The organism is Thermus brockianus, from assembly GCF_001880325.1.
Classification (GTDB): domain Bacteria; phylum Deinococcota; class Deinococci; order Deinococcales; family Thermaceae; genus Thermus; species Thermus brockianus.
This window is the reverse complement of the sequence record NZ_CP016312.1, coordinates 1,020,841-1,046,157: the sequence shown is the minus strand read 5'-3', so window position 1 is coordinate 1,046,157 and position 25,317 is coordinate 1,020,841. Positions and strand designations below refer to the sequence as shown.

Genomic DNA, 25,317 nt, shown 5'->3' with positions numbered 1-25,317 from the left:
CGTACTCACCTCACGCCACCGCCCGCAACACCCGGGTGATGGGCAGACCCGCCTGCCCAAGAAGCTGGGCCACCACGCTCCAGGCCATCACCCAAGCTTCCACTTGCAGGGCCACCGCCTTCAGCCCCCGTACCCTCCCCACCGCCCCCACCAGCCCCATCGGCCCCTTCAGCAGACCAAAGACCGTCTCCAGCTCCCACCGCCGCCCCAAAAGCCTCCGGTACGCACCTCTCCCCCGCCGCCGCAGGTTCAAAAGCCGCCCCCTCCCCTTTGGCCTTCCCCGTCTCCGGTTATGCCCCGTCACCAGAAGCATCCCTCGCCTCCTCGTCAACCGAAAGTTGGCTTCCCCCTCGTAGGCCGCGTCCGCCACCACCACGGGGGGCTTCTCCCCAGGAAACCTCTCCACCCCCCAGAGCATCCCCCGCCCCACCGGGGAGTCGTGCCATGAGGCCGGGGTCACCCGTAGGGCCAGCACCTCCCCCGTGTCCAGGTCCACGAGGAGGTGGAGCTTGTACCCATAAACCCAGCCCCCATCCGAGCCCACGCCCCAAGCCGCCTCCCCATCCGACCTCTGGGCGGGGAGAAGGGTGGCGTCCATGGCCAGCACCCGCCTCCCCCGGCCCACCCGCTTCCCTCCCCGCAGGAGGGGCCAGGGTAGCTTCCGGCTCCGCTCGCTGAGGGTGGCAGAGGAGGGAACGCGCTCTAGACCGAGGCGCTTGCGGAGCCTAGGGTTGCGGGCCAGTTCCCGGCGCATGCGTTCGCTGGAGAAGCCCAGGAGGGCGCGGACCAGGTGGAAGAGAAAGAGGCTGAGGTCGGAGAAGGTCCTGGGCCTGCCGGGTTTTCTCTCCCCTTCTGGCAAGCGGGCTTGGAGCCATGCCTGGAGCAGGGGGACCAGTTCCTCCAGGGGCAGGGGTAGGATGGAAGGGGGCGTCTGGTGTTCTTCCACAGCTCACCAAGCGCCCCCTTTTCCTTTGGCTTGTCAAGGGGGTATGCATTGAATATCCGAAAGGGGGGTTCATGGCTTCCAGTTTACGCCTTTCGTCTTATACCCGGTATAATCGCCCCGGGTGAAACCCATGAAGCGATGGACCCCAATCCTGGCATCAGCGCTTTTGACCCTGGCCCTGGCCCAGGCTTCCCAGGTGGCGGCTTTGGTGGACGCCGGGCACTTCCAGGAGGCCTACGAGATGGGCCTAAGGCTCGGTACCCCCGAGGCCTTGGCCCTGGCGGCCAAGGGGGCGAGCTTCTACGCCCTTTACGAGGCCAAGCCCGAGGAGAAGCGGGCTTGGTTTGAGAAGGCGGAGAAGGCCGCCTCCCAAGCCATCGCCAAGGACCCGGGCTACCCGGAGGGCTACTTTGAGCGGGCCAGGGCCTTGGGCCGCCTATCCCAGTACAAGGGGATCCTCGAGGCCCTCTCCGAGGGGCTTGCCCCCCGCATCCGCAACGACCTGGAACGGACCCTGAAGCTCAAACCCGACCACGCCGGGGCCATGGTGGCCCTGGCCCTTTGGCACTTTGAGCTGGTGCAGAAGGGCTGGCTGGTGGCCGCCACCCAGGGGGCGGATGGGGGCAAGGTGGAGCCCTTGATGAAAAAGGCCATAGAGCTGGAACCCGATGGGATCATCCACCGGGTGGAGTACGCCAAGGTGCTCGCCGCCTGGGGCAAGAAGGAGGAGGCGAGGAAACAGCTGGAAATCGCCCTTTCCCTCCCCGCCAGGACCGCCGCCGACCGCTACGACCAGGAAAGGGCCCGCCAGGACCTGGCCAAACTTAAGTAGCCCTGGGCTTAGCGGGGGGTGGGGAGCCTGAGGCCAAGCCGCCTCCCGAAAACCCGGAGCAGGATGGTGATCAGGGCTCCGGCGAAAAGGGAGGCTTGGGGATGGGTATCGTGGAGGGCATAGACCACCAGAGCGCCCAGAAGGGCAGCGGAGGCGTAGAGGTCCCCTGCCCGGTAGAGGATGCCCGGCACCTCGCCGGAGAGCACGTCCCGCAGGACCCCACCCCCCACCCCGGAAAGGGTCCCCGCCAAGGCCACGCCGAAGGGCCCTAGGCCCGCCGCCAAGCCCCTTTCCGCCCCCAAGGCGGCGAAGAGGCCCAGGCCTAGGGTGTCCAGGTAGTAGATGGGCCTCTCCAGGGCCTGCACCCTTGGGTGGAAGCGGAAGACCAAAAGCCCCACCAGGACCACGCTCCAAAGGAGGGGCTCGTGGGTGAGGGCCGTGGGGGGGAGGGTGCCCACCAGGACGTCCCGGATGGAGCCGCCCCCCACCGCCGTCACCGTGGCCAGAACCAAGACCCCAAGGAGGTCAAACCCCTTCTCCACCCCCTTTAGGGCCCCCGTGGCGGCGAAGACCAGGGTGCCGAGCCAGACCAGGACCTCAACCATCCAAAAGCACCACCGCCCGGGCCTGGACGTGGGAAGGGGATAGGCCCTCCGAGGTCTTGAAGGCGAGACCGATGCGGTCTTTGGGAAGCCCTAAGAGGCGGGAGAGGTTTGCCACCAGGGCTTCCCGGTGGGGGTTGAGTTTGGGCCGGTCCAGGGTGAGGACCAGGCTCACCTGGAGGAGCTTCCCCCCCAGGCCCGCCACCCGGATAAGGGCCTCTCCCAGGAACACCTCGCTCCGCACCCCTTGCCAACGGGGGTCGGTGTCCGGGAAGAGGAGGCCGATGTCCCCGAGGCCGTAGGCGGCGAGGAGGGCGTCCGTGAGGGCGTGAAGGGCGGCGTCCCCGTCGGAGTGGGCTAGGGCCCCTACAGGGCTTGGGATCTCCAGGCCGCAAAGGTAAAGGGGCCTTCCCTCGGCGAGAAGGTGGCTATCCTCCCCGTAGCCGATGCGCATGGCTATACTTTAGGGCATGCCGAACTTTGAGGAAGCCCTGGCCCTCATGGAGGCGTGGACGGAAAGCCCCTCCTTGCGCCGGCACATGCGGGCGGTGGAGGTGGCCATGCGGGCCTACGCCCGTCGCTTTGGGGAGGACGAGGAGCTTTGGGCCATGGCCGGGGTGCTCCACGATATGGACTACGAGAAGTACCCGGAGGAACACCCCTACCGGGGGGTGGAGGAGCTCGGGCGCCTCGGCTACCCCGAGGAGGTTCTAAGGGCCATCCTGGCCCACGCCAGCTACACCGGCGTGCCCCGGGAAAGCCTTATGGCCAAGGCCCTCTTCGCCGTGGATGAGCTCACGGGCCTCATCGCCGCCGCGGTCTACGTGCGCCCGGACCGCTCCATTCTGGGCTTGGAGCTCCCTAGCCTGAAAAAGAAGTTCAAGGACAAGGCCTTCGCCAAAGGGGTGAACCGGGAGGAGATCCGCATGGGGGCGGAGGAGCTGGGGGTGCCCTTGGACGAGCACCTGGCCTTCGTGCTGGAGGCCATGAGGCGGGAAGCCCACCTCCTGGGCCTTGCCTAGTTGCCCCACCGGGCCTTTCCCGCTAGGGTGGGAGGCGTGGAGCTTCCCGACCTCACCCCTTACCTCGGGCAGATGACCTTTGGCGGTCTGGCCGGCTACGCCGTGGGCTACGCCTTGAAGAAGGTGGGCCGCCTTCTCGCGATAGCCCTGGGGCTTCTCTTCGTGGCCCTCCAGCTCCTCGCCCAAGCGGGGTATGTGGAGGTGGACTGGACCCGCATCCAGCGGGACGTGGAGCCCTTGCTCCAGCAGCCCGGCTTAAAGGGCCTTTGGGAGCGGCTCGTTTCCACCCTCACCTATAACCTGCCCTTCGGGGCGAGCTTCGTGGGCGGGCTGGTTTTGGGCCTCAGGGCCGGATGAGCCGTTGCGGCGTGGCGATGAGGTCCACCCGGCGTTCGGGTTCCACCGGGAGCTCGGGGTAGACCATCAGCGGGTGGGCCAGGGTGGCGAAGGGGGCTTCCACCTTGAGCCAGGCCTGGGGAAAGCCGTAGCCCTTCCCCACCCAGCCCCCCTCCTCGTCCACCGCCACCGCTCCCACAAGGACCAGGTCCACCGGTTGGGCCTCGAGGGCCACGGGTACCCCGTAGCGGTAAGCCTCCCGCACCCGCTTAAGCCGCCTCGGGTCCAGGTCCTTCAGGAGCAAGAACTCCCCCGGCCGGTCCGGGTGGGGGAGGAGGAGTTCTTTCCCCTGGCGCAGGGCCTCTTCCCTTAAGGGCTTGAGCACGGCGTCCATACCCGCAAGGATCCGCCTTGCGCCCAGGAACTCCGGGGTTTTGAGAAGGCGCTCCGCCGCCTTTCTGGCCCCCAGGAAGTTGGGGTGGTGGCCGTGGGGCGGGGTGGGGTGGAGGGCGAGCCCATGGCGGGCCAGGGCGTTCCAGACTTCTTCCCGAAGCTCCCCCAAGGTCATCTTCCTCACTTTGCCCCCCGGGCCGGGGGGCGTCAAGCTAGCATGGGAGGGTATGGGCCACAAACTCCGGTTCGCCCACCTGCACCAGCACACCCAGTTTTCCCTCCTGGACGGGGCGGCCAAGCTTGAGGACCTCCTCAAGTGGGTCAAGGAGGTCTCCCCCGAGGACCCCGCCCTGGCCATCACCGACCACGGGAACCTCTTCGGCGCCGTGGAGTTTTACAGGAAGGCCACGGAGCTGGGGGTGAAGCCCATCCTCGGGTACGAGGCCTACGTGGCGGCGGAAAGCCGCCACGACCGCAAGCGGGGCAAGGGCCTGGACGGGGGGTACTTCCACCTCACCCTCCTCGCCAAGGACTTCCGGGGCTACCAGAACCTGGTGCGCCTGGCGAGCCGGGCCTATCTGGAGGGTTTTTACGAGAAACCCCGCATTGACCGGGAGATCCTAAGGGAGCACGCCGAAGGCCTCATCGCCCTTTCCGGGTGCCTGGGGGCGGAGATTCCCCAGTTCATCCTGCAAGACCGCCTGGACCTGGCGGAGGCCCGGCTCAAGGAGTACCTTTCCATCTTCGGCGACCGCTTCTTCATTGAGATCCAAAACCACGGCCTTCCCGAGCAGAAGAAGGTCAACGAGGTCCTCAAGGAGTTCGCCCGCAGGTACGGCCTGGGCATGGTGGCCACCAACGACGGCCACTACGTGCGCAGGGAGGATGCCCGGGCCCACGAGGTGCTCCTCGCCATCCAGTCCAAAAGCACCCTGGACGACCCCGAGCGTTGGCGCTTTCCCTGCGACGAGTTCTACGTGAAGACCCCCGAGGAGATGCGGGCCATGCTCCCCGAGGCGGAGTGGGGGGATGAGCCCTTTGACAATACGGCGGAGATCGCCCGCATGTGCAACGTGGACCTCCCCATCGGGGACAAGATGGTCTACCGCATCCCCCGCTTCCCCCTCCCCGAAGGGCGCACGGAGGCCCAGTACCTCATGGAGCTCACCCTAAAGGGCCTTCTGGGCCGCTACCCCGACCGCATCACCCCAGAGTTTTACCGGGAGGTCTTCCGCCGCCTGGGGAAGCTCCCGCCCCACGGGGACGGGCAGGCCCTGGCCGAGGCCCTGGCCCAGGTGGAGAAGGGGGCTTGGGAAAAGCTTCTGGCCGGGCTTCCCCCCTTGGAGGGGGTGCGGGAGTGGACGGCGGAGGCCATCCTCCACCGGGCCCTTTACGAGCTTGGCGTCATTGAGCGCATGGGCTTCCCCGGGTACTTCCTCATCGTCCAGGACTACATCAACTGGGCTAGGAAGAACGGGGTTTCCGTGGGGCCCGGACGGGGTTCGGCGGCGGGGAGCCTGGTGGCCTACGCCGTGGGCATCACCAACATTGACCCCTTGCGCTTTGGCCTCCTCTTTGAGCGCTTCTTGAACCCCGAGCGGGTGTCCATGCCGGACATAGACACGGACTTTTCCGACCGCAAGCGGGACCTGGTGATCCAGTACGTGCGGGAGCGGTACGGGAAGGAAAGGGTGGCCCAGATCGGCACCTTCGGGAGCCTGGCCTCCAAGGCGGCCCTGAAGGACGTGGCCCGGGTCTACGGCATCCCCCACAAGAAGGCGGAGGAGCTGGCCAAGCTCATCCCCGTGCAGTTCGGTAAGCCCAAGCCCTTGGCCGAGGCCATCCAGGTGGTGCCCGAGCTCAGGGCGGAGATGGAAAAGGACCCCAAGATCCGGGAGGTCCTCGAGGTGGCCATGCGGCTTGAGGGCCTCAACCGCCACGCCTCCGTGCACGCCGCCGGGGTGGTCATCGCCGCCGAGCCCCTCACGGACCTGGTTCCCCTCATGCGGGACCAGGAAGGCCGCCCCGTGACCCAGTACGACATGGGGGCGGTGGAGGCCTTGGGCCTTTTGAAGATGGACTTCCTGGGCCTCCGCACCCTCACCTTCCTGGAGGAGGCCAAGCGGATCGTCCAGGAGTCCAAGGGGGTAGAGCTGGACTACGATGCCCTTCCCCTGGACGACCCCAAGACCTTTGCCCTCCTCGCCCGGGGGGAGACCAAGGGGGTGTTCCAGTTGGAATCCGGGGGCATGACCGCCACGGTGCGGGGGCTTAAGCCCAGGCGGATTGAGGACATCATCGCCCTGGTCTCCCTCTACCGCCCTGGCCCCATGGAGCACATCCCCACCTACATCCGCCGCCACCACGGCCAAGAACCCGTGACCTACACCGAGTTCCCCCATGCGGAGAAGTACCTAAAGCCCATCCTGGACGAGACGTACGGCATTCCCGTCTACCAGGAGCAGATCATGCAGATCGCCTCCGCGGTGGCCGGGTACTCCTTGGGGGAGGCGGACCTTCTGCGGAGGGCCATGGGCAAGAAGAAAGTGGAGGAGATGCAAAAACATCGGGAGCGCTTCGTGCGGGGGGCCAAGGAGCGGGGGGTGCCGGAGGAGGAGGCCAACCGGCTTTTTGACATGCTGGAGGCCTTCGCCAACTACGGCTTTAACAAGAGCCACGCCGCCGCCTATAGCCTCCTCTCCTACCAGACCGCCTACGTGAAGGCCCACTACCCCGTGGAGTTCATGGCCGCCCTCCTCAGCGTGGAACGCCACGACTCGGACAAGGTGGCGGAGTACATCCGCGACGCCCGGGCCATGGGCATCCCCGTCCTGCCCCCGGACATCAACCGCTCGGGCTTTGACTTCAAGGTGGTGGGGGAGGAGATCCTCTTCGGCCTCTCGGCGGTGAAGAACGTGGGGGAGGGGGCGGCGGAGGCCATCCTGAAGGAGAGGGAGCGGGGAGGGCCCTTCAAGAGCCTGGGGGACTTCCTGAAGCGCCTGGACGAAAAGGTGGTGAACAAGCGCACCCTCGAGTCCCTCGTCAAGGCGGGGGCCTTTGACGCCTTTGGGGACCGGGCGCGCCTCCTCGTTTCCCTAGAGCCCCTCCTCCGTTGGGCGGCGGAAAGCCGGGAGCGGGCCCGTTCGGGGATGCTGGGCCTCTTCGCCGAGGTGGAGGAGCCTCCCTTGGTGGAGGCCGAGCCCTTGGACGAGATCACCCGCCTCCGCTACGAGAAGGAGGCCTTGGGCATCTACGTTTCCGGCCACCCCGTGCTCCGCTACCCGGGCCTGAGGGAGGCGGCAAGCTGCGCCCTGGAGGAGCTGGAGGCCTTCATCCAGGGGCTTCCCCCCCGCGCCCGGGTTCTCCTGGCCGGCATGGTGGAGGAGGTGGTGCGCAAGCCCACCAAGAGCGGGGGCATGATGGCCCGTTTCACCCTCTCCGACGAGACGGGGGCCTTGGAGGTGGTGGCCTTTGGCCGGGCCTACGAGGGGGTTTCCCCCAAGCTCAAGGAGGATGTTCCCCTCCTGGTCCTGGCGGAGGTGGAACGGGAGGAGGGAGGGCTTAGGGTCATCGCCCAAGCGGTCTGGACCCACGAGGAGGTGGCGGAGGCGGCGAAAGCCCTGGAGGTGGAGGTGGACCACGCCCTTCTGGACGAGAAGGGAATCGCCCTCCTCAAGAGCCTTTTGGACGAGCACCCGGGGACCCTTCCCCTCTACGTGAAGGTCCAGGGCCCCTTCGGCGAGGCCCTTTTCGCCCTTAGGGAGGCCCGGGTGGCGGAGGAGGCCCTGGGAGCCCTCGAGGCCGAGGGCTTCCGCGCCTACCTGGTGCCCGACCGGGAGGCCTTCCTCCAGGGGAACGGGGGGAACGGGGCCAAGGAGGAGGTGGTGCCCTTCTAACGGGCGAAGAAAAAGGGCCGGGGAAAACCCCGGCCCTTCGCTTTAGAAGGCGCTAGAAGTCCATGTCCCCGGCGCCCGCAGGGGTGGGGGTGGACTCCTTCTTCTCGGGCTTCTCGGCCACCACCGCCTCGGTGGTGAGGATGAGGGAGCCGATGGAGGCGGCGTTCTGCAGGGCGGAGCGGGTCACCTTGGCGGGGTCCACGATGCCCGCCTCCACCATGTCCACGAACTCCCCGGTGGCGGCGTTGAAGCCGTAGCGGAGGTTCTTGGTCTCGGAGAGGATCTTCTGGACGATGACGGAGCCCTCGTAACCGGCGTTCTCGGCGATCTGGCGGGCGGGCTCCTCCAGGGCCCGGCGCACGATCTTGGCCCCGGTGGCCTCGTCGCCCTCGAGGCCCTTCAGGAGCTCGTCCACGGCGCTAATGGCCCGTAGGAGGGTCACGCCGCCGCCCGGCACGATGCCCTCCTCCACCGCCGCCCGGGTGGCGGAGAGGGCGTCCTCAAAGCGGTGCTTCTTCTCCTTGAGCTCGGTCTCGGTGGCGGCCCCCACCCGGATCACCGCCACGCCGCCCGCCAGCTTGGCGAGGCGCTCCTGGAGCTTCTCCTTGGCGTATTCGCTGTCGGTGGTCTCCAGCTCCTTCTTGATGGCGTTGATCCGGGCCTCAATGTCCTCCTTCTTGCCCTTGCCGCCCACGATGGTGGTCTCGTCCTTGGTGATGCGCACCCGCTCGGCCCGGCCCAGCATGGAGAGGGTGGCGTTCTCCAGCTTGAAGCCGAGCTCCTCGGAGATGACGGTGCCACCGGTGACGGCGGCGATGTCCTTGAGCATCTCCTTGCGGCGGTCGCCGAAGCCCGGGGCCTTCACGGCGGCCACGTTCAGGGTGCCCCGGAGCTTGTTCACCACCAAGGTGGCGAGGGCCTCGCCCTCCACGTCCTCGGCGATGAGGAGGAGGGGCTTACCGGTCTGGGCCACCTGCTCCAGGATGGGGAGGAGTTCGCGGACGTTGGAGACCTTCTTCTCCACGATGAGGATGAAGGCGTCCTCCAGGACGGCCTCCATGGTGTCGGGGCTGGTGATGAAGTAGGGGGAGATGTACCCCTTGTCAAACTGGTACCCCTCCACGAACTTCAGCTCGGTCTCCAGGCTCTTGGACTCCTCAACGGTGATGATGCCCTCCTTCCCCACCTTCTCCATGGCGTCGGCGATGAGCTTACCGACGTCAGGGTCGTTGGCGGAGATGGTGGCCACCTCCTCAATGGCCTTGCGGTCTTCCACGGGGATGGCCAGGGAGCGGATCTTCTCCACGGCGGCCTCCACCGCCTTCTCAATGCCCCGCTTGAGGGCCAGGGGGTTGGCCCCGGCGGCCACGTTCTTCAGGCCCTCCCGCACGATGGCCTGGGCCAAGACGGTGGCGGTGGTGGTGCCGTCACCGGCCACGTCGTTGGTCTTGGAGGCCACCTCCTTCAGGAGCTGGGCCCCGATGTTCTCCAGGTGGTTCTCCAGCTCAATCTCCTTGGCCACCGTCACCCCGTCTTTGGTGATGGTGGGGGAGCCGAACTTCTTCTCCAGGACCACGTTCCGGCCCCTGGGGCCCAGGGTCACCTTCACCGCATCGGCCACGGCGTTCACGCCGCGCTCCAAGGCCCGGCGGGCCGCCTCGTCAAACACCAGGATCTTCGCCATAGCTCACCTCCTTACTGCAGAACCGCCAACAGGTCGCGCTCGGAAAGGATCACGTACTCCTCGCCGTCGATCTCAATCTCGGTGCCGCCGTACTTGGCGAAGACCACGATGTCCCCCTCCTTGACCTCGAGGGGCACCTTCTGGCCGTTATCCAAGATGCGGCCCGAGCCCACGGCGATCACCTTGCCCTTTTGGGGCTTCTCCTTGGCGGTGTCGGGGAGCACGATGCCGCCCTTGGTCTTGGGCTCCTCCTCAATCCGCTTTACCACAACCCGGTCGCCTAGGGGTTTGATCACGGTCTTCACCTCCGCAGCCATCTTCACTCCCCCCTTTGACGCTCAAAGGCCGAGAGTGTCAAACCAAGGGTCATTATTCTGCCCCCAGTCCCTTTTGTCAAGGGGGTTGAGGGGGGCTTATAAACGCAGGGGTTCGTTCCCCCTTCCGGGCCGTGGGTGGCGAGCCCCCCTTTGGGACCCCTGGAAGGCCTCTTCCCCTGTGGGGAGGACCTCCCCGGCGGAAAGGCCCAAAACAGAAGGCTGCCGTTGCCTCGCCACCTCTAGTGTGGCCAGGCCTTAGCGCTCAAAAAGAACGCCTCTGCCGCAGGGCCTCATAGAGGAGCAGGGCGGCGCTCACCGAAACGTTGAGGCTATCCGCCACCCCCCGCATGGGGATGCGCACCCGGGCGTGGGCCGCCTCCTTCCAGGCCTCGGGCAGGCCTGTATCCTCCGCCCCCAGGAGGAAGGCCACCCCCGGGCGGTAGTCCCCCTCCCAGTAAAGCCTCTCCCCTTCCGGGGTGGCGGCCACCAGGCGGAGGCCCAGGGCCTTCAGGTAGCGAAGGGCCTCTTCCTCCTTCACCGGGAAGACGGGCAGGGCGAAGACCGTTCCCGTGGAGTTTCGGATCACCTGGGGGCTATAAAGGTCCACCCCCTCCGCCACCAGGACCAGGTCCGCCCCGGCCCCGTCCGCCGCCCGCAGGATGGCCCCCAGGTTGCCCGGCTTCTCCAGGCCCACCACCGCCAAGACCAGGGGGTCTGGGGGAAGGCGCACCGCCTCCAGGCGCCTTTGGGGGATGCGGAAGACCCCCAGGACCTGGGCGGGGTTTTCCCGGGTGGAGACCCGTTCCAAGGCCTCTTGGGAAAGCTCCCAAACGGGTGCGTTTCGGGCCAGGAGGCGGTCTTCGGCCAGGGCCTTAGGCCCGAGGACGAGGGTTTCCAGCGCGAGGCCCGCCCTCAGGGCCCTTTCCACCTCCCGCCTTCCCTCCACCAGAAAAAGCCCCGTCCTTTCCCGCTCCTTGCGCTCTTTGAGGGCGGCTAGGGCCTTGACCTTGGGGTTAGCGGGGCTTTGGATCCGCAAGGCGCACCTCAAAGCGGGCCACCTTGGGCCCTTGGAGTTCCAGGACCACCTCCTCCACCTCCGGGAACTCCTCCAGAAGCCGGGAGAGGCGGAGGAGGATTTCCTGGTAGGCCTAGGGTCTTCCCGGCCCTCGAGGGGCTTTAGGAGCTCCTGGGCGTCCTTGGCGGTGAGGGGGGAAAGGCGCTGGCCCAAGGCTTGTTCCCCTAAGGGGGTGGGGAGGAGGAGGGTGAGCACGGGGCCGAAGAGGGGGTGGGGCTCGGCCCTGAGGCGGAGGGTAAGCCCATTTTCCTTGCCCAAGGGGAGGCCGAAGGCCAAGAGAAGCGCCTCCGCCTCCTCCCGGCTTAGGCGCTTTTTCCCCTCCAGAAGCCGCCTCGCCTCCTCCAGGCGCAGGTCCGGAAAGTCGGGGAAGAGGAGGGGTTCTTCCCGAAAGCGCCGGTAGGCCCAGGCCCGGGCCAAGGCGATGGCCGCCGACTCGGGGAAGCGGTAGAGGGCTACCCGCCCCAACACCCGGGCCCTTACCCCCGCGGAGCCCATGGCGCAGGCGAGGAGGAGCTTTTCCCCTTCCGCCTCCCCTAGGAGCCTTAGGAACTCCTCTTCGGAGGCGTACCCCATGGGCACGAAGAGGAGGAAGACGCTTCCCGCATCGCTTTCCATCGCCTCCTTGAGCGCCCGGGCGAAGTCCTCCCCCCGGGCGGTGGAGCCCAGGTCCACGTGCTCCACCTCGAGGCCCCCCTCCTTCAAGGCCTCCAGGGCCAGGTTGGAGGGGCCGGAGGCGTTGGAGACGAGGCGCACCCGGCCGTTTTCCGGCAGGCGGCCCAAGGAGAGGAGGGCGGCCACGTCAAAGGCCTCCTCCAGGTCGTTGGCCCGCACCACCCCCGCCTGGGAGAAAAGGGCCCGCACCAGGGGGTCGCGGGAGGGGTGGACGGCGAGGATGGGCTTTTTCTTGCCAATCCGGCGGGCCAGGCGGGAGAAGCGCCGGGGGTTGCCGAAGCTTTCCAGGTAGAGGAGGATGACCCGGGTGCGCTCGTCCTCCTCCCAAAACTGCAGGAGGTCGTTGGAGGAGATATCCGCCTTGGCCCCCAAGGAAGCAAAGGAGGCGATGCCGAGGCCCATCCCCTCGGCGTAGGCCATCACCGCCCGCCCCAGGGTGCCCGACTGGCTGGAGAGGGCCAAGGGCCCGGCCTTGGGCAAAGGGGCTAGGCCTGCGGCCAGGCGCACCTCGGGGTGGGTGTGCACGAGGCCCAAGGACCCTGGCCCCAAAAGGCGCATACCATAGCGGCGGGCCTTGTCCGCCAGGGCCTTCGCCTCTTCGGGGGTGAAGCCCGTGGTGAGGACGATGGCGCCCCTAACCCCCCGGCGGCCGCAGGCCTCCAGGGCACCCGGGACGCGCTCCTTGGGTACGGCGATCACCGCCAGGTCCACGGGGCCGGGGATGCTCTCCACGCTGGGGTAGGCGAGGAGGGGGCCCACGGTGCCCCCCTCCCTGCCGATGGCCTCGTTCACGGGGTAGACAGGCCCCTGAAAGCGGCCAAAGATGAGGTTTTCCAAGACCCGGTAGCCGATGCTCTCCGGGTCGCGGCTCGCCCCCACCACCGCCACCCCCCGGGGGAAGAAGAAGGGGTGGAGGCTGGCGATGGTGGAGACCTTTTCCCGCCACTCAAACCGCTCCGCCGCCTTCTCCTCCAAGAGGATTTCAAACTCCACCTCCACCTCCCCTCCCTCCCGGTGGGCCCGCACCTGGAAACCGCTTTCCATGAAGACGTTTAGCATCTGCCGGTTTTCCGCCAGGGTGAAGGCCTGGAAGCGCCGCACCCCCCGTTTGGCGGCGAGGAGGGCGAGGCGCTCCAGAAGGAGGGTGCCCAGGCCCTTACCCTGGTAGGCATCGTCCACCAGGAAGGCCACCTCGGCGGTCTCCTCCCCTTTGGCCCGCACGTACTCCCCGGTGGCCACGATCCTCGGGGGCTCCCCGGCCAGGACGATGAGGGTCACCTTTTCCTCCTCGGGCTTGGCGGAAAGGAGGAGTTCCGCCGCCTTCTCCGGGGAGATGGGGGAGAAGAAACGCATGCGCAGGGATTCCGGGGAAAGCCGCTTGAGGAACTCCACAAAAAGGGGAAGGTCCCTGGGGGTGGCCCGGCGCAGGAGGGCGGTGCGCCCGTCCTTGAGGAGGATGGGGCCCTCCTCGAGGCCGTACTGGGGCGTGGGTGGGGGCACGTACCCCATGCCCTTAGCCTACCCTAGCCGGACTGGGGGTAGCATAGGGCCATGCTGCGCCTGGACACCCGCTTCCTCCCGGGGTTTTCCGAGGAGCTGAAGGCCCATGCCCCCCTTCTCCTAGAGGCGCGGGAGGCCCTCTTGGCCAAGCGGGGCCAGAAGGGGGCCATGCTGGGCTGGATGGATCTTCCCGAGGACACGGAAACCCTGAGGGAGATCCGCCGCTTCCGCGAGCAGAACCCCTGGGTGGAGGACTTCGTCCTCTTGGGGATTGGGGGAAGCGCCTTGGGGCCCAAGGCCCTGGAGGCTGCCTTCGCCGATAGCGGCGTCCGCTTCCACTACGTGGACCACGTGGAGCCCGAGCCCATCCGCAAGCTCCTCCAAAGCCTTAACCCCCATAAAACCCTGGTCAACGCCGTTTCCAAGTCCGGGGCCACGGCGGAAACCCTGGCGGGGCTCTTACTCTTTTTGGACTGGCTTAAGGCCCATCTGGGGGAGGCGTGGCGGCGGCACCTGGTGTTGACCACGGACCCCAAGGGGGGCGCCTTGAGGGCCCTGGCGGGACGGGAGGGCTTAAGGGCCTTCGCCATCCCCGAGGAGGTGGGGGGCCGGTTTTCCGTGCTTTCCCCCGTGGGCCTTCTCCCCCTGGCCTTTGCTGGGGCCGATCTGGACGCCCTCCTCATGGGGGCCCGCAAGGCCAATGAGCAGGCCCTGGCTCCCTTAGAGGAAAGCCTCCCCCTAAAGACGGCCCTCCTCCACCACCTGCACCGCCACCTCCCCATCGCCGTCTTCATGGTGTACTCCGAGCGCCTCCGGTACCTTCCCGCCTGGTTTGTCCAACTCCACGACGAGTCCTTGGGCAAGCGGGACCAGGAGGGAAGGCGCGTGGGCACCACCGCCCTCCCCGCCCTCGGCCCCCAGGACCAGCACGCCCAGGTGCAGCTTTTCCGGGAAGGTCCCTTGGACAAGCTCCTCACCCTGGTCATCCCGGAAAGCCCCGTGGAAGACCTTCCCTTGCCCCCCGTGGGGGAGCTTCCGGAGGCGGGGTACCTCTTCGGCAAGACCCTTTTCCGCCTCCTCAAGGCCGAGGCGGAGGCCACCTACCAGGCCCTGGCGGAGGCGGGGCAACGGGTCTATGCCCTATACCTTTCGGAGGTCTCTCCCTACACCATAGGCTGGCTCCTGCAGCACCTCATGTGGCAGACCGCCTTCCTGGGGGAGCTTTGGGGGGTGAACGCCTTTGACCAGCCCGGGGTGGAGCTGGGTAAGCGCCTTACCCGCGCCTTTCTGGAGGGGGAGGGCTAAGGTGGAAGCGTGGAAATGTGCCTTGTGATACCCTGGCCTGGAGGAGGCCCGTATGGACCGCCTGAGCTATATCGGTATTCAACCCAAAAAACAGGTCTTTTGGAACACCGTTTCCCCGGTGCTGGTGGAGCACACCCTGCGCCGGGGCGAGGGGTTTTTGGCCCATAAGGGCCCCCTGGTGGTGGACACCACCCCCTACACGGGGAGAAGCCCCAGGGACAAGTTCGTGGTGCGGGAGCCGGAGGTGGAGGGGGAGATCTGGTGGGGGGAGGTGAACCAGCCCTTTTCCCCGGAGGCCTTCCAGGCCCTTTTGGAGCGGGTAGCCCAGTACCTTTCCGAAAGGGACCTCTATGTCCAGGACCTCTATGCCGGGGCGGACAAGCGCTACCGCCTGGGGGTCCGGGTGGTAACGGAAAGCCCCTGGCACGCCCTCTTTGCCCGCAACATGTTCCTCTCCCCCCGCCACTTTTCCGAGGACGACGAGGCGGAGCGCTTCCAGCCCGGCTTCACCGTGGTGCATGCCCCCCACTTCCTGGCGGACCCCGAGCGGGACGGTACCCGGAGCGAGGTTTTCGTGGGCATTAGTTTTGGGCGGCGCCTCGTCCTCATCGTGGGCACCAAGTACGCCGGGGAGATCAAGAAGAGCATCTTCACGGTGATGAACTACCTGATGCCCAAGCAGGGGGTTTTCCCCATGCACGCCTCGGCCAACGTGGGGCGGGAGGGGGATGTGGCGGTCTTCTTCGGGCTTTCCGGCACGGGCAAGACCACCCTTTCCACCGACCCCGAGAGGCCCCTCATCGGGGACGACGAGCACGGCTGGAGCGAGGAGGGGGTTTTCAACTTTGAGGGGGGTGTTACGCCAAGGTCATCCGCCTCTCCCCCGAGCACGAGCCCCTTATCTATAAGGCCTCCAACCAGTTTGAGGCCATCCTGGAAAACGTGGTGGTGAACCCGGAAACCCGCCGGGTGGAGTGGGACGACGACTCCAAGACGGAGAACACCCGCTCCTCCTACCCCATCGCCCACCTGGAGAACGTGGTGGAATCCGGGGTGGCGGGCCACCCCCGGGCCATCTTCTTCCTCTCCGCCGACGCCTACGGCGTCCTTCCCCCCATCGCCCGCCTTACCCCCGAGCAGGCCATGTACTACTTCCTTTCCGGCTACACCGCCCGGGTGGCGGGCACGGAGCGGGGCATCACCGAGCCCAAGGCCACGTTCTCCGCCTGCTTCGGGGCGCCTTTCCTTCCCCTGCACCCCGGGGTCTACGCCCGCATGCTGGGGGAGAAGATCGCCCGCCATGGGCCTCGGGTCTACCTGGTGAACACGGGCTGGACCGGGGGGCCCTATGGGGTGGGGCGGCGCTTCCCCTTGCCCGTGACCCGGGCCCTCTTGCGGGCGGCGCTTAGCGGGGTCCTCGAGGGCGTCCCCTACCGCCAGGACCTCATCTTTGGCTTTGAGGTGCCCCTGGAGGTGCCCGGGGTGCCCCAGGAGCTTCTGGACCCCCGGGGGACCTGGGAGGACAAGGAGGCCTACGACCGGCAGGCCCATAAGCTCGCCGCCCTCTTCCAGGAGAACTTCCAGAAGTATGCGGATGGGGTGGACGAAAGGGTACGCCGGGCAGGTCCGCGGATAGGTTGAGGAGGAAGCCTGGCCCCCAGGCCCTTGCCAAATAGGGCCTGGGGGTATTAGGCTCCTAGGTGGCGGAAATGGTAGGGACAAATGTACTTCACCCCCGGCGGAAACCTTTTGGCAGAATGGTAGGCGTTACCGTCTGGGGGACGGGTTTCCTATGAGCCAGACCTGGTTTAGCCGCTACGCCTGGGGTGTCCTCCTCTGGAACGTCTTGGTGGCCCTATGGGGGGCTTACGTGCGGGCCACAGGCTCGGGGGCGGGGTGCGGGTCCCACTGGCCCACCTGCAACGGGGAGATCATCCCCCGAAGCCCCCAGGTGGAAACCCTCATTGAGTTCACCCACCGGGCCACCTCGGGCTTGGCCTTCCTATCCGTGCTCTTGCTTCTCTTCCTCGCCCTGCGCCTTTTCCCGAAGGGGCATCCCGTTCGGTTGGGCGCCGGGCTTTCCTTCTTCTTCATGGTCACGGAGAGCCTCGTGGGGGCCTCCCTGGTCCTCTTTGGTTGGGTGGCGGACAACGTGAGCGCCGAGCGGGCCGTGGTGCAGATGGTCCACTTGGCCAACACCTACTTCCTCCTGGCCGCCCTGGCCCTCACCGCCTGGTGGGCTTCTGGGGGGGCCCCGTTGCGCCTTCGGGGGCAGGGGGCGGTGGGGTGGGCCCTCCTTCTTGGGCTCCTCGCCCTCCTTTTCTTGGGCATGAGCGGGGCGGTGACCGCCCTTGGGGACCTCCTCTTCCCCGTGCGGAACACCTTGGAGGCCCTGGAGCGTTCCTTAACCCCGGGGGAGCACTTCCTGGTGCGCCTTAGGGTGCTCCACCCCCTCATCGCCGTGAGCGTGGGGCTTTACGTGGTCTTCGCCGGCTTCCTGGTGGCCCACCTCCGCCCCTCGGAGGCCTCGAGGCGCCTGGCCCAGGGGCTGGCCTACCTTTACGGGGTACAGCTCCTGGCGGGCCTGGTGAACGTCTGGCTCAAGGCCCCCGTGTGGATGCAGCTCCTCCACCTCTTCCTGGCCTACGCCGTCTGGCTCCTTTTCGTCCTCCTCATGGCCTCGAGCCTGGCCCAAGGGACGAGGCGGGTGGAGCTGGGGGAAGGGGGGTTGGCCCAGGTCCACCGGGGCACGGGCGGGGCCACCTGGAAGGACTATTTGGCCCTCACCAAGCCCAGGGTCATCAGCCTCCTCCTCCTCACCACCCTTCTCGCCATGCTCATCGCCGCCAAGGGGTGGCCGGGGACCGGGCTTTTCCTGGCGGTGGCCTTGGGAGGGTACATGATGGCGGGGGCGGCCAACGCCATCAACATGGTGGTGGACCGGGACATAGATGCCCGCATGAAGCGCACCGCCAAAAGGCCCACGGTGACGCAGAGAATCTCCAGCCGGGATGCCCTCCTTTTCGCCTTCGCCCTCGCCCTTTTGGGCTTCGGCCTCCTCTGGGGGGCCGCCAACCTCCTGGCCGCCACCTTGGCCCTCATGGGCCTCATCTGGTACGTCCTGGTCTACACCCTTTACCTCAAGCGGCGCACCTGGCAGAACATCGTCATCGGTGGGGCGGCGGGGGCCTTCCCGCCCTTGGTGGGCTGGGCGGCGGTGACCGGGGAGCTCAACCTCTTCGCCTGGTACCTCTTCGCCCTCATCTTCTTCTGGACCCCCGTGCACTTCTGGGCCTTGGCCCTCATGATCCAGGACGACTACCGGGCGGTGGGGGTGCCCATGCTCCCGGTGGTCTTAGGGGAGCGGGTTACGGTGATGCAGATCGCCCTCTACGCCCTTCTCACCGCCCTGATCTCCCTCATGCCCCTTCTTTTGGGCGAGCTGGGCCTGGTCTACCTCCTCTTTAGCCTGGCCCTGAACGCCCTCTTGTTGCTCAAGGCGCTTGCCCTCTACCGCCAGCCCGAGCGGAGGACGGCGGTTTCGCTGTATAAATACTCCATGCTCTACCTGGCCCTCTTGTTCGTGGCCATGGCGGTGGACCGGGTGCTATAGGGAGGGAGTGGATGAAGCGAGCGTTTGCGGCCCTAAGTCTTTTTGGTCTAGTCCTGGCCCAGGAGGCCCACCGGGTGGCCATCACCCACCCCTTCTCCCCGGTTAACCGGGAGACCAACTTCCTCCTGGTCTGGGTCTTGGTCTTCTCCGTACTCATCTTCGGCGTGGTGGCGGGCGCCCTGGCCTACATCACCTGGAAGTTCCGCGCCCACCCGGGCCAGCAGGGCGAGCCGCCCCAGATCCACGGGAACGACCGCCTCGAGGTCATCTGGACCCTGATCCCCGTGGCCATCATCCTCGTTCTCTTTGGCCTCACGGCCCGGGCCCTCATCCAGGTCAACCAACCCATCCCGGGGGCCATGAAGGTGGAGGTCACCGGGTACCAGTTCTGGTGGGACTTTAACTACCCCGAGCTGGGCTTCCGCAACTCCAACGAGCTCATCCTGCCCGTGGGGGTGCCGGTGGAGCTGGAGGTGACCTCCAAGGACGTGATCCACTCCTTCTGGGTGCCGGGCCTGGTGGGCAAGCAGGATGCCATTCCGGGACAAAAGACTCGGATACGTTTTGTAGCGGAAAATCCGGGCAACTACTACGGCTTCTGCGCCGAGCTGTGCGGGCCGAGCCACGCCCGGATGCTCTTCCGGGTCTTGGTGGTGCCCAAGGAGGCGTTTGACCGCTTTGTGGAGGCGGCCAAGGGCTACACGCCTCCCGTGGCGGACGCCCGGGGGCAGGAGGTGTTCCAGCAAAACTGTATGGCCTGCCACGGGGTGCAGGGGAAGATGCCCCCGGCGGTCATCGGTCCCGAGCTGGCCTTCCTGGGCAACCGGGTGAGCCTGGCTGCGGGGATTGTGGACCACACGCCGGAGAACCTCAAGGCTTGGATCAAGGACCCGGCGGCCATGAAGCCTGGGACGAAGATGCCCGGCTTCCCCCAGCTTTCCGAGGAGGACCTGGACGCCTTGGTGCGCTACCTGGAAGGGCTTAAGGTGGAGGGCTTGGACTTCAAGGCCCTGCCCAAGTTCTAGGGAGGTCTGAGGATGGCCATTACCGCAAAGCCAAAGACGAGCGCGTGGGCGGTCCTCTGGGACCTGCTCACCACCGTGGACCACAAGAAGATCGGCCTGATGTACACCGCCACCGCCTTCTTCGCCTTCGCCTTGGCGGGGGTCTTCTCCCTCCTCATCCGGGCGCAGCTGGCGGTGCCCAACAACACCCTGCTCACCGGGGAGCAGTACAACCAGGTTCTCACCCTGCACGGGGCCACCATGCTCTTCTTCTTCATCATCCAGGCCGGGCTCACCGGCTTTGGCAACTTCGTGGTGCCCCTGATGCTGGGGGCGCGGGACGTGGCCCTACCCCGGGTGAACGCCTTCAGCTATTGGGCTTTCCTGGGGGCCATCCTCCTCGCCCTCATGAGCTTCTTCTTCCCCGGCGGGGCCCCGGCGGTGGGCTGGACCTTCTACTACCCCTTCTCCGTGCAGTCGGGGAGCGGGGTCAACTTCTACATGGCGGCCATCCTCCTCCTGGGCTTCTCCAGCCTCCTGGGTAACGCCAACTTCATCGCCACCATCTACAACCTCAGGGCCCAGGGGATGAGCATGTGGAAGATGCCCATGTACGTGTGGAGCGTCTTCGCCGCCAGCGTCCTCAACCTCTTCAGCCTGGCGGGGCTCACCGCGGCCACCCTTTTGGTCCTCCTGGACCGCAAGATCGGCCTTACCTGGTTCAACCCGGACATCGGGGGTGACCCCGTCCTCTTCCAGCAGTTCTTCTGGTTTTACTCCCACCCCACGGTTTACGTGATGCTCCTGCCCTACCTCGGCATCCTGGCCGAGGTGGCCTCCACCTTCGCCCGCAAGCCCCTCTTCGGCTACAAGCAGATGGTGTGGGCCCAGATGGGCATCGTGGTCCTGGGCACCATGGTCTGGGCCCACCACATGTTCACCGTGGGGGAGTCCACCATCTTCCAGATCGCCTTCGCCTTCTTCACCGCCCTCATCGCCGTGCCCACGGGGGTGAAGCTCTTCAACCTCATCGGCACCCTTTGGGGTGGGCACCTGCAGATGAAGACCCCGCTGCTTTGGGTCTTGGGCTTCATCTTCAACTTCCTCCTTGGGGGGATTACCGGGGTCATGCTCTCCATGACCCCCTTGGACTACCAGTTCCACGACTCCTACTTTGTGGTGGCCCACTTCCACAACGTGCTCATGGCGGGCTCGGGCTTTGGGGCCTTCGCCGGGCTTTACTACTGGTGGCCCAAGATGACGGGCCGCATGTACGACGAGCGCCTGGGCAAGCTCCACTTCTGGCTCTTCCTCGTGGGCTACCTGGTGGTCTTCCTGCCCCAGTACGCCCTGGGCTTCTTGGGCATGCCCCGGCGCTACTACACCTACAATGCCGATATCGCCGGCTGGCCCGAGCTCAACTTCATCTCCACCGTGGGCGCCTTCATCCTGGGCTTGGGCGGGCTCGTCTGGATCTACGCCATGTGGAAGAGCCTCCGTTCCGGGGAGAAGGCTCCCGATAACCCCTGGGGCGGCTACACCCTGGAGTGGCTCACCGCCTCCCCGCCCAAGGCCCACAACTTTGATGTGGAGCTCCCCAAGGAGTTCCCCTCCGAGCGGCCCCTTTACGACTGGGCCAAGAAGGGGGTGGAGCTGAAGCCCGAGGACCCGAGCCACATCCACCTGCCCAACAGCTCCTTCTGGCCCTTCTACGCCGCCGCCACCCTCTTCGCCTTCTTCGTTTCCGTGGCGGCCCTGCCCGTGCCCAACGTCTGGATGTGGGTCTTCCTGGCCCTCTTCGCCTATGGCCTCGTGCGCTGGGCCTTGGAGGACGAGTACAGCCACCCGGTGGAGCACCATACCCTTTCCGGAAAGTCCAACGCCTGGATGGGGATGGCCTGGTTCATCGTCTCGGAGGTGGGCCTCTTCGCCATCCTCATCGCGGGCTACCTCTACCTAAGGCTTTCCGGGGCGGCCACGCCTCCTGAGGAGCGGCCCGCCCTTTGGCTCGCCCTTCTCAACACCTTCTTCCTGGTGAGCTCCTCCTTCACGGTGCACTTTGCCCACCACGACCTCAGGCGGGGCCGGTTCAACCCCTTCCGCTTTGGGCTTCTCATCACCATCGTCCTGGGTGTTCTCTTCTTCCTCTTCCAGGCGTACGAGTTCTACCAGTTCTACCACCACTCCTCCTGGCAGGAGAACCTCTGGACCGGGGCCTTCTTCACCATCGTGGGCCTCCACGGCCTGCACGTGGTGATCGGGGGTTTTGGCCTTATCCTGGCCTACCTCCAGGCCTTGCGGGGCAAGATCACCCTCCACAGCCACGGCACCCTCGAGGCCGCCAGCATGTACTGGCACCTGGTGGACGCCGTGTGGCTTTTCATCGTGGTCTTGTTCTACGTCTGGTAAGGCTCGCCGTACCCTTTCCCCCGCCTTTGGCGGGGGATTTTGCTATTTAAGAGATGAGGATGCGGCTTTTGGTGGTGGACTTTGACTACTTTTTTCCCGTCCCCCAAGACCCGGGCCATCCTGAGGCCCACCTGTACGCCTGGGGGCACTTTGAAACGCCCTACTACCTTCAGGATGTCTGGGAGGCTAGGGCCTGGGCCTTTTTGCTCCGGGGTTTACCCTTGCCCCAGGCCCAGGGGTGGGAGGGGTTTTGGGAACGCTTTCGTTTTGCCCCGGAAGCCCAGCTTTTCTACGCCGACTCCAACGCCCTGGCCTTCCACCCGCGGGTGCGGGCGGGGGTGGAGGAGGTGGTGCTCTTTGACGCCCACCACGATGCCGGCTACCGCTCCTTAGGGGAGGAGCCCGCCTGCGATGACTGGATGGTCTTCTACGCCCGCCAGGGGGCGAGGCTTACCCTTTACTACCCCCCCTGGCGGGACCCCTCCTTGGAGCCCGAGCCGCAGGTGCCCGTGGTGCGGCTTCTGGACCCTGGGGGAAAGGTGGAGGGGGTCTTCCACCGCGCCTTCCTCTGCCGCAGCGGGGCCTGGGTGCCCTCGTGGGTGGACCCCTCCTTTTTCGCCTTTCTAGAGGCGGCCCCCCTGCCCAAGGAGGCGCTAGAACCCGTGAGGCCCAGGGAACCTAGGGTGGAGGCCCTAAAGGATAGGGTTCGGGAGGAGGAGCTTGGCCTTTGGATCATGGACGCCTTGCGCAAGCCCCGCTAGCGGGCTATAATCGCTAGGGCTTGGGGGCCGTTAGCTCAGCTGGCAGAGCAACCGACTTTTAATCGGTAGGTCGCAGGTTCGAATCCTGCACGGCCCACCAGCCAAAAAAGAACCCCCGGGGAGCACCCGGGGGTTTCTTGGCGGGCCCGAGAGGATTCGAACCCCTGACCTGCTGATCCGTAGTCAGCCGCTCTATCCAACTGAGCTACGGGCCCAAGCCGACCTCTAAGGTAGCACGGGGAAGCTTCCTTTGTCAATAATAATCCCGGTGCGCGAAGAGCGTCTGGAAGCTCACCTTCTTGCCCTGCTCCGGGAGCCCCGCTCTTTGGATGAGCTCCATGCGACTCTGAAAACCCTTTACCCCAGCCTGCGCAAGGCTACACTTTTTGGCCTCTTGGTCCGGCTTAAGCGGGAGGGGCGGGTGGTCTACGGGAACGGGCGCTTCCTAGCGGGGAAGGAGCAAGACCCGGACTCCTAGGCCATCCGTGAGCTGGACTTCAAAACGGCTCCTTGGGGAAGCAGGGGCCAGGGTTTCTCTTGGAAGCCTCTTCCCAAGAGGTAGCCTTGGGCTTCCGCCCGAGGCGGGGGTGCTATCCTGAACCTTAATGCGGCCTGGGCTTTCCGCAAGGAGGTTGGTGGTCAAGGTGGGCAGTGCGGTCCTGGCCGGGCCTAGGGGGTTGGACCTGGGCGTCATGGCCGAGATTGCCCGCCAGGTTTTGGCCCTTAAGGCGGCGGGGCGGGAAGTGGTCTTGGTTTCCTCCGGGGCGGTGGCGGCGGGCATGGCGGCCACGGGGCTTCCCCGTCCCGAGGACATGCCCCGGAAGCAGGCCCTGGCCGCCATCGGCCAGCCCCTCCTCATGGCCGCTTGGCGGGAGGCCTTTCGGGGGGTTCCCGTGGCCCAGGTCCTCCTGACGGCGGAGGACTTGGCCTCGAGGGAGCGCTACCTGAACGCCAAGGCCACCCTGAAGGCCCTTTTGGAGCTCGGTGCCATTCCCATCATCAACGAGAACGACACCGTGGCCTTCCAGGAGATCCGCTTCGGGGACAACGACCAGCTTTCCGCCCGGGTGGCGGCCTTGGTGGAGGCGGGGCTCCTCCTCCTCCTTTCCGACGTGGACGCCCTTTACGAGGAGGACCCCAAGCGAAACCCGGAGGCGAGGCCCATCCTCGAGGTGGAAGACCCCGCCTCCGCCCTGCGGCACGCCGGGGAGGGGAACCCCTTGGGCAGTGGCGGCATGCGCTCCAAGCTCCTCGCCGCCCGGCTTGCGGGGCGGGTGGGCATCCCCACCCTGCTTCTGCCCGGGAGGCGTCCCGCAGTCCTCTTGGAGGCCCTGGAAGGGGTGCCCATGGGCACCTACTTCCACGCCCAAAGGCGCTACCGGGGGGAGCGGGCTTGGCTTTATGGGCTTCTGCGCCCAAAAGGGGAGCTCGTTTTGGACCAGGGGGCGGTGTGGGCCTTAAGGAAGAGGGGGGCGAGCCTCCTCCCCGCCGGGGTCAAGGAGGTGCGGGGGCGGTTTGGCCGGGGGGAGGCGGTGCGCCTCCTCGCCGAAACCGGGGAGGAGGTGGGGGTGGGCCTCGCCAACTACGCCGCCGAGGAGATCGCCCGCATCAAGGGGCGGAAGAGCGCGGAGATTGAGGCCATTTTGGGCTACCGCTACACCGAGGAGGTGGTCCACCGGGACCACCTGGCCTTGAAGGAGGAGGCATGACGGCGCTGGGCTTGCGGGAACTGGCGGAGCGGGCAAGGGCCAAGCTACCCCTCCTCGCCAAGGGGAAGCGGGACGAGGCCCTTTTGCGCATGGCGGCCCTCCTATCCGAGCGCTGGCCGGAGGTGCTCACGGCCAACCGGATGGACCTGGAGGAGGCGGAAAGGGCGGGGCTTCCCAAGGCCAAGCTGGACCGGCTCGCCCTTAGGGAAAAGGACCTGAAGGCCCTCACCGAGGGCCTAAGGCAGATCGCCGCCCTCCCCGACCCCTTGGGGCGGATTGAGGGCTTGAGCAAGCGGCCCAATGGCCTCCGGGTGGGCCGGATGCGGGTGCCCCTGGGCCTCATCGGCTTCATCTACGAGGCGCGCCCTGGGGCCACGGTGGAGGCGGTGGCCGTGGCCCTGAAAGCGGGGAACGCCATGCTCCTTAGGGGCGGCAAGGAGGCCTTCCGCTCCAACCAGGCCCTGGTGGCCCTTTGGCACGAGGCCCTAAGGGGAGCGGGGCTTCCGGAGGAGGCGGTCTCCCTGGTGCCCACCACGGACCGGGAGGCCATCCTGGAGATGTGCCGTTTGGAGCTTTTAGACCTCCTCATCCCCCGGGGAGGGGAGGAGCTCATCCGCCTGGTGCAAAGGGAGGCCCGGGTGCCGGTCCTGGCCCACGCCAAGGGGGTGAACCACCTCTACGTGGACGAGAAGGCGGAGCTTTCCATGGCGCTCCGCCTGGCCCTAAACGGGAAGACCCAGCGTCCAGCGGTCTGCAACGCCCTCGAGGCCCTCCTGGTCCACGAGAAGGTGGCGGAGGCCTTCCTGCCCCTTCTGGAAGGGGCCATGCGGGAAAGGGGGGTGGAGCTTCGGGCCTGCCCCCGGGCCCTTCCCCTCCTCAAGGAGGCGGTGCCCGCCCGGGAGGACGAGTGGGACCGGGAGTACCTGGACCTCATCCTCCGGGTCAAGGTGGTCTCGGGCCTGGAGGAGGCCTTGGCCCACATCGCCCGCTACGGCTCCCGGCACACGGAGGCCATCTGCACGGAGGACCCCAAGGCGGCTTGGCGCTTTTTGGAGGAGGTGGACGCCTCCTTGGTCCTTTGGAACGCCTCCACCCGCTTCAACGACGGCTTTGAGCTAGGCCTGGGGGCGGAGATCGGCATCAGCACCTCCAAGCTCCACGCCTACGGCCCCATGGGCCCCCTAGAGCTCACCACCTTGAAGTGGGTGGCCCTGGGGGAGGGGCAGGAGAGGGCTTAGGCG

General features: G+C 66.6%; 19 protein-coding genes, 2 tRNA genes and 2 pseudogenes. 14 read left to right on the top strand and 9 right to left on the bottom strand.

What is annotated here, in order from left to right:
- Positions 1 to 10 precede the first annotated feature (10 nt).
- Complete coding sequence (locus A0O31_RS05455; protein ID WP_071676838.1) at positions 11 to 946, bottom strand: transposase; 936 nt, start codon at positions 944 to 946, stop codon at positions 11 to 13.
- A 130-nt stretch (positions 947 to 1,076) separates the two neighbouring features.
- Between A0O31_RS05455 and A0O31_RS05450 the strand changes: the two genes are divergently transcribed.
- Positions 1,077 to 1,778 carry a hypothetical protein gene (locus tag A0O31_RS05450; RefSeq protein WP_203226812.1) on the top strand — a complete coding sequence of 234 codons (702 nt, stop codon included), beginning with the start codon at positions 1,077 to 1,079 and terminating at the stop codon, positions 1,776 to 1,778.
- Between the two features lie 8 nt (positions 1,779 to 1,786).
- Here A0O31_RS05450 and A0O31_RS05445 read toward each other — a convergent pair whose 3' ends face one another.
- Complete coding sequence (locus A0O31_RS05445; protein ID WP_071676994.1) at positions 1,787 to 2,383, bottom strand: trimeric intracellular cation channel family protein; 597 nt, start codon at positions 2,381 to 2,383, stop codon at positions 1,787 to 1,789.
- On the bottom strand, positions 2,376 to 2,834 hold the full coding sequence (gene ispF / locus A0O31_RS05440; protein ID WP_071676993.1) for a 2-C-methyl-D-erythritol 2,4-cyclodiphosphate synthase: 459 nt from the start codon (positions 2,832 to 2,834) through the stop codon (positions 2,376 to 2,378). The genes A0O31_RS05445 and ispF overlap by 8 nt, the downstream gene beginning before the upstream one ends.
- A 16-nt stretch (positions 2,835 to 2,850) precedes the next feature.
- On the opposite strand from ispF, the gene A0O31_RS05435 reads away from it, so the two are divergent.
- Positions 2,851 to 3,402, top strand: a complete 552-nt coding sequence (locus A0O31_RS05435) for an HD domain-containing protein (RefSeq protein ID WP_071676992.1) — start codon at positions 2,851 to 2,853, stop codon at positions 3,400 to 3,402.
- A 36-nt stretch (positions 3,403 to 3,438) separates the two neighbouring features.
- Positions 3,439 to 3,759, top strand: coding sequence for an FUN14 domain-containing protein (locus A0O31_RS05430; protein WP_071677929.1), 321 nt, complete (start codon positions 3,439 to 3,441; stop codon positions 3,757 to 3,759).
- On the opposite strand, the gene A0O31_RS05425 is transcribed toward A0O31_RS05430, so the two are convergent.
- Positions 3,746 to 4,306, bottom strand: coding sequence for a 5-formyltetrahydrofolate cyclo-ligase (locus A0O31_RS05425; RefSeq protein WP_071676991.1), 561 nt, complete (start codon positions 4,304 to 4,306; stop codon positions 3,746 to 3,748). The two genes, A0O31_RS05430 and A0O31_RS05425, sit on opposite strands and share 14 nt — an antisense overlap.
- Positions 4,307 to 4,358: 52 nt before the next feature.
- Here A0O31_RS05425 and dnaE point away from each other — a divergent pair, with 52 nt between their 5' ends.
- A complete protein-coding gene (gene dnaE / locus A0O31_RS05420) occupies positions 4,359 to 8,027 on the top strand; it encodes a DNA polymerase III subunit alpha (protein WP_071676990.1) in 3,669 nt (1,222 codons plus the stop codon).
- A 52-nt stretch (positions 8,028 to 8,079) separates the two neighbouring features.
- On the opposite strand, the gene groL is transcribed toward dnaE, so the two are convergent.
- From groL to A0O31_RS05400, 4 genes and pseudogenes are all read right to left on the bottom strand, one after another.
- Positions 8,080 to 9,711: a chaperonin GroEL gene (gene groL / locus A0O31_RS05415; protein ID WP_071676989.1), complete on the bottom strand. Its 1,632-nt coding sequence runs from the start codon at positions 9,709 to 9,711 to the stop codon at positions 8,080 to 8,082.
- 11 nt (positions 9,712 to 9,722) lie between these two features.
- Positions 9,723 to 10,028 (bottom strand): co-chaperone GroES, encoded by a 306-nt coding sequence (gene groES / locus A0O31_RS05410; RefSeq protein ID WP_015716023.1) that lies wholly within the window; start codon positions 10,026 to 10,028, stop codon positions 9,723 to 9,725.
- 262 nt (positions 10,029 to 10,290) lie between these two features.
- Positions 10,291 to 11,064: a TrmH family RNA methyltransferase gene (locus A0O31_RS05405; RefSeq protein WP_071676988.1), complete on the bottom strand. Its 774-nt coding sequence runs from the start codon at positions 11,062 to 11,064 to the stop codon at positions 10,291 to 10,293.
- Positions 11,042 to 13,284: pseudogene (locus A0O31_RS05400) on the bottom strand (GNAT family N-acetyltransferase). The gene A0O31_RS05405 and the pseudogene A0O31_RS05400 overlap by 23 nt, the downstream one beginning before the upstream one ends.
- A gap of 42 nt (positions 13,285 to 13,326) precedes the next feature.
- Between A0O31_RS05400 and pgi the strand changes: the two are divergent.
- The 7 genes and pseudogenes from pgi (at position 13,327) to A0O31_RS05365 (ending at position 22,467) form a co-directional block, all read left to right on the top strand.
- Positions 13,327 to 14,580, top strand: coding sequence for a glucose-6-phosphate isomerase (pgi, locus tag A0O31_RS05395; protein ID WP_071676987.1), 1,254 nt, complete (start codon positions 13,327 to 13,329; stop codon positions 14,578 to 14,580).
- Positions 14,581 to 14,632: 52 nt separating this feature from the next.
- Positions 14,633 to 16,221: pseudogene (gene pckA / locus A0O31_RS05390) on the top strand (phosphoenolpyruvate carboxykinase (ATP)).
- 151 nt (positions 16,222 to 16,372) lie between these two features.
- Entirely contained in the window at positions 16,373 to 18,193 is a 1,821-nt protein-coding gene (locus tag A0O31_RS05385; RefSeq protein ID WP_071676986.1) for a heme o synthase, read from the top strand.
- Positions 18,194 to 18,204: 11 nt separating this feature from the next.
- A complete protein-coding gene (coxB, locus tag A0O31_RS05380; RefSeq protein WP_071676985.1) occupies positions 18,205 to 19,218 on the top strand; it encodes a cytochrome c oxidase subunit II in 1,014 nt (337 codons plus the stop codon).
- 12 nt (positions 19,219 to 19,230) lie between these two features.
- Positions 19,231 to 21,606, top strand: a complete 2,376-nt coding sequence (gene ctaD / locus A0O31_RS05375) for a cytochrome c oxidase subunit I (RefSeq protein ID WP_071676984.1) — start codon at positions 19,231 to 19,233, stop codon at positions 21,604 to 21,606.
- Between the two features lie 59 nt (positions 21,607 to 21,665).
- Positions 21,666 to 22,367, top strand: a complete 702-nt coding sequence (locus tag A0O31_RS05370) for a hypothetical protein (RefSeq protein ID WP_420833561.1) — start codon at positions 21,666 to 21,668, stop codon at positions 22,365 to 22,367.
- A 24-nt stretch (positions 22,368 to 22,391) separates the two neighbouring features.
- Positions 22,392 to 22,467, top strand: a tRNA-Lys gene (locus tag A0O31_RS05365).
- A 38-nt stretch (positions 22,468 to 22,505) separates the two neighbouring features.
- Here the strand turns inward: A0O31_RS05365 and A0O31_RS05360 are convergent.
- Positions 22,506 to 22,582: transfer RNA gene (locus A0O31_RS05360), tRNA-Arg, on the bottom strand.
- A gap of 53 nt (positions 22,583 to 22,635) precedes the next feature.
- On the opposite strand from A0O31_RS05360, the gene A0O31_RS05355 reads away from it, so the two are divergent.
- The 3 genes from A0O31_RS05355 (at position 22,636) to A0O31_RS05345 (ending at position 25,314) form a co-directional block, all read left to right on the top strand.
- Entirely contained in the window at positions 22,636 to 22,845 is a 210-nt protein-coding gene (locus tag A0O31_RS05355; RefSeq protein WP_071676982.1) for a hypothetical protein, read from the top strand.
- A gap of 127 nt (positions 22,846 to 22,972) precedes the next feature.
- Positions 22,973 to 24,076, top strand: a complete 1,104-nt coding sequence (proB, locus tag A0O31_RS05350; RefSeq protein ID WP_071676981.1) for a glutamate 5-kinase — start codon at positions 22,973 to 22,975, stop codon at positions 24,074 to 24,076.
- The gene (locus A0O31_RS05345; protein WP_071676980.1) at positions 24,073 to 25,314 is read left to right on the top strand and encodes a glutamate-5-semialdehyde dehydrogenase; all 1,242 of its coding nucleotides are present in this window, start codon (positions 24,073 to 24,075) and stop codon (positions 25,312 to 25,314) included. Before proB ends, A0O31_RS05345 begins: the two co-directional genes overlap by 4 nt.
- Positions 25,315 to 25,317 lie beyond the last annotated feature (3 nt).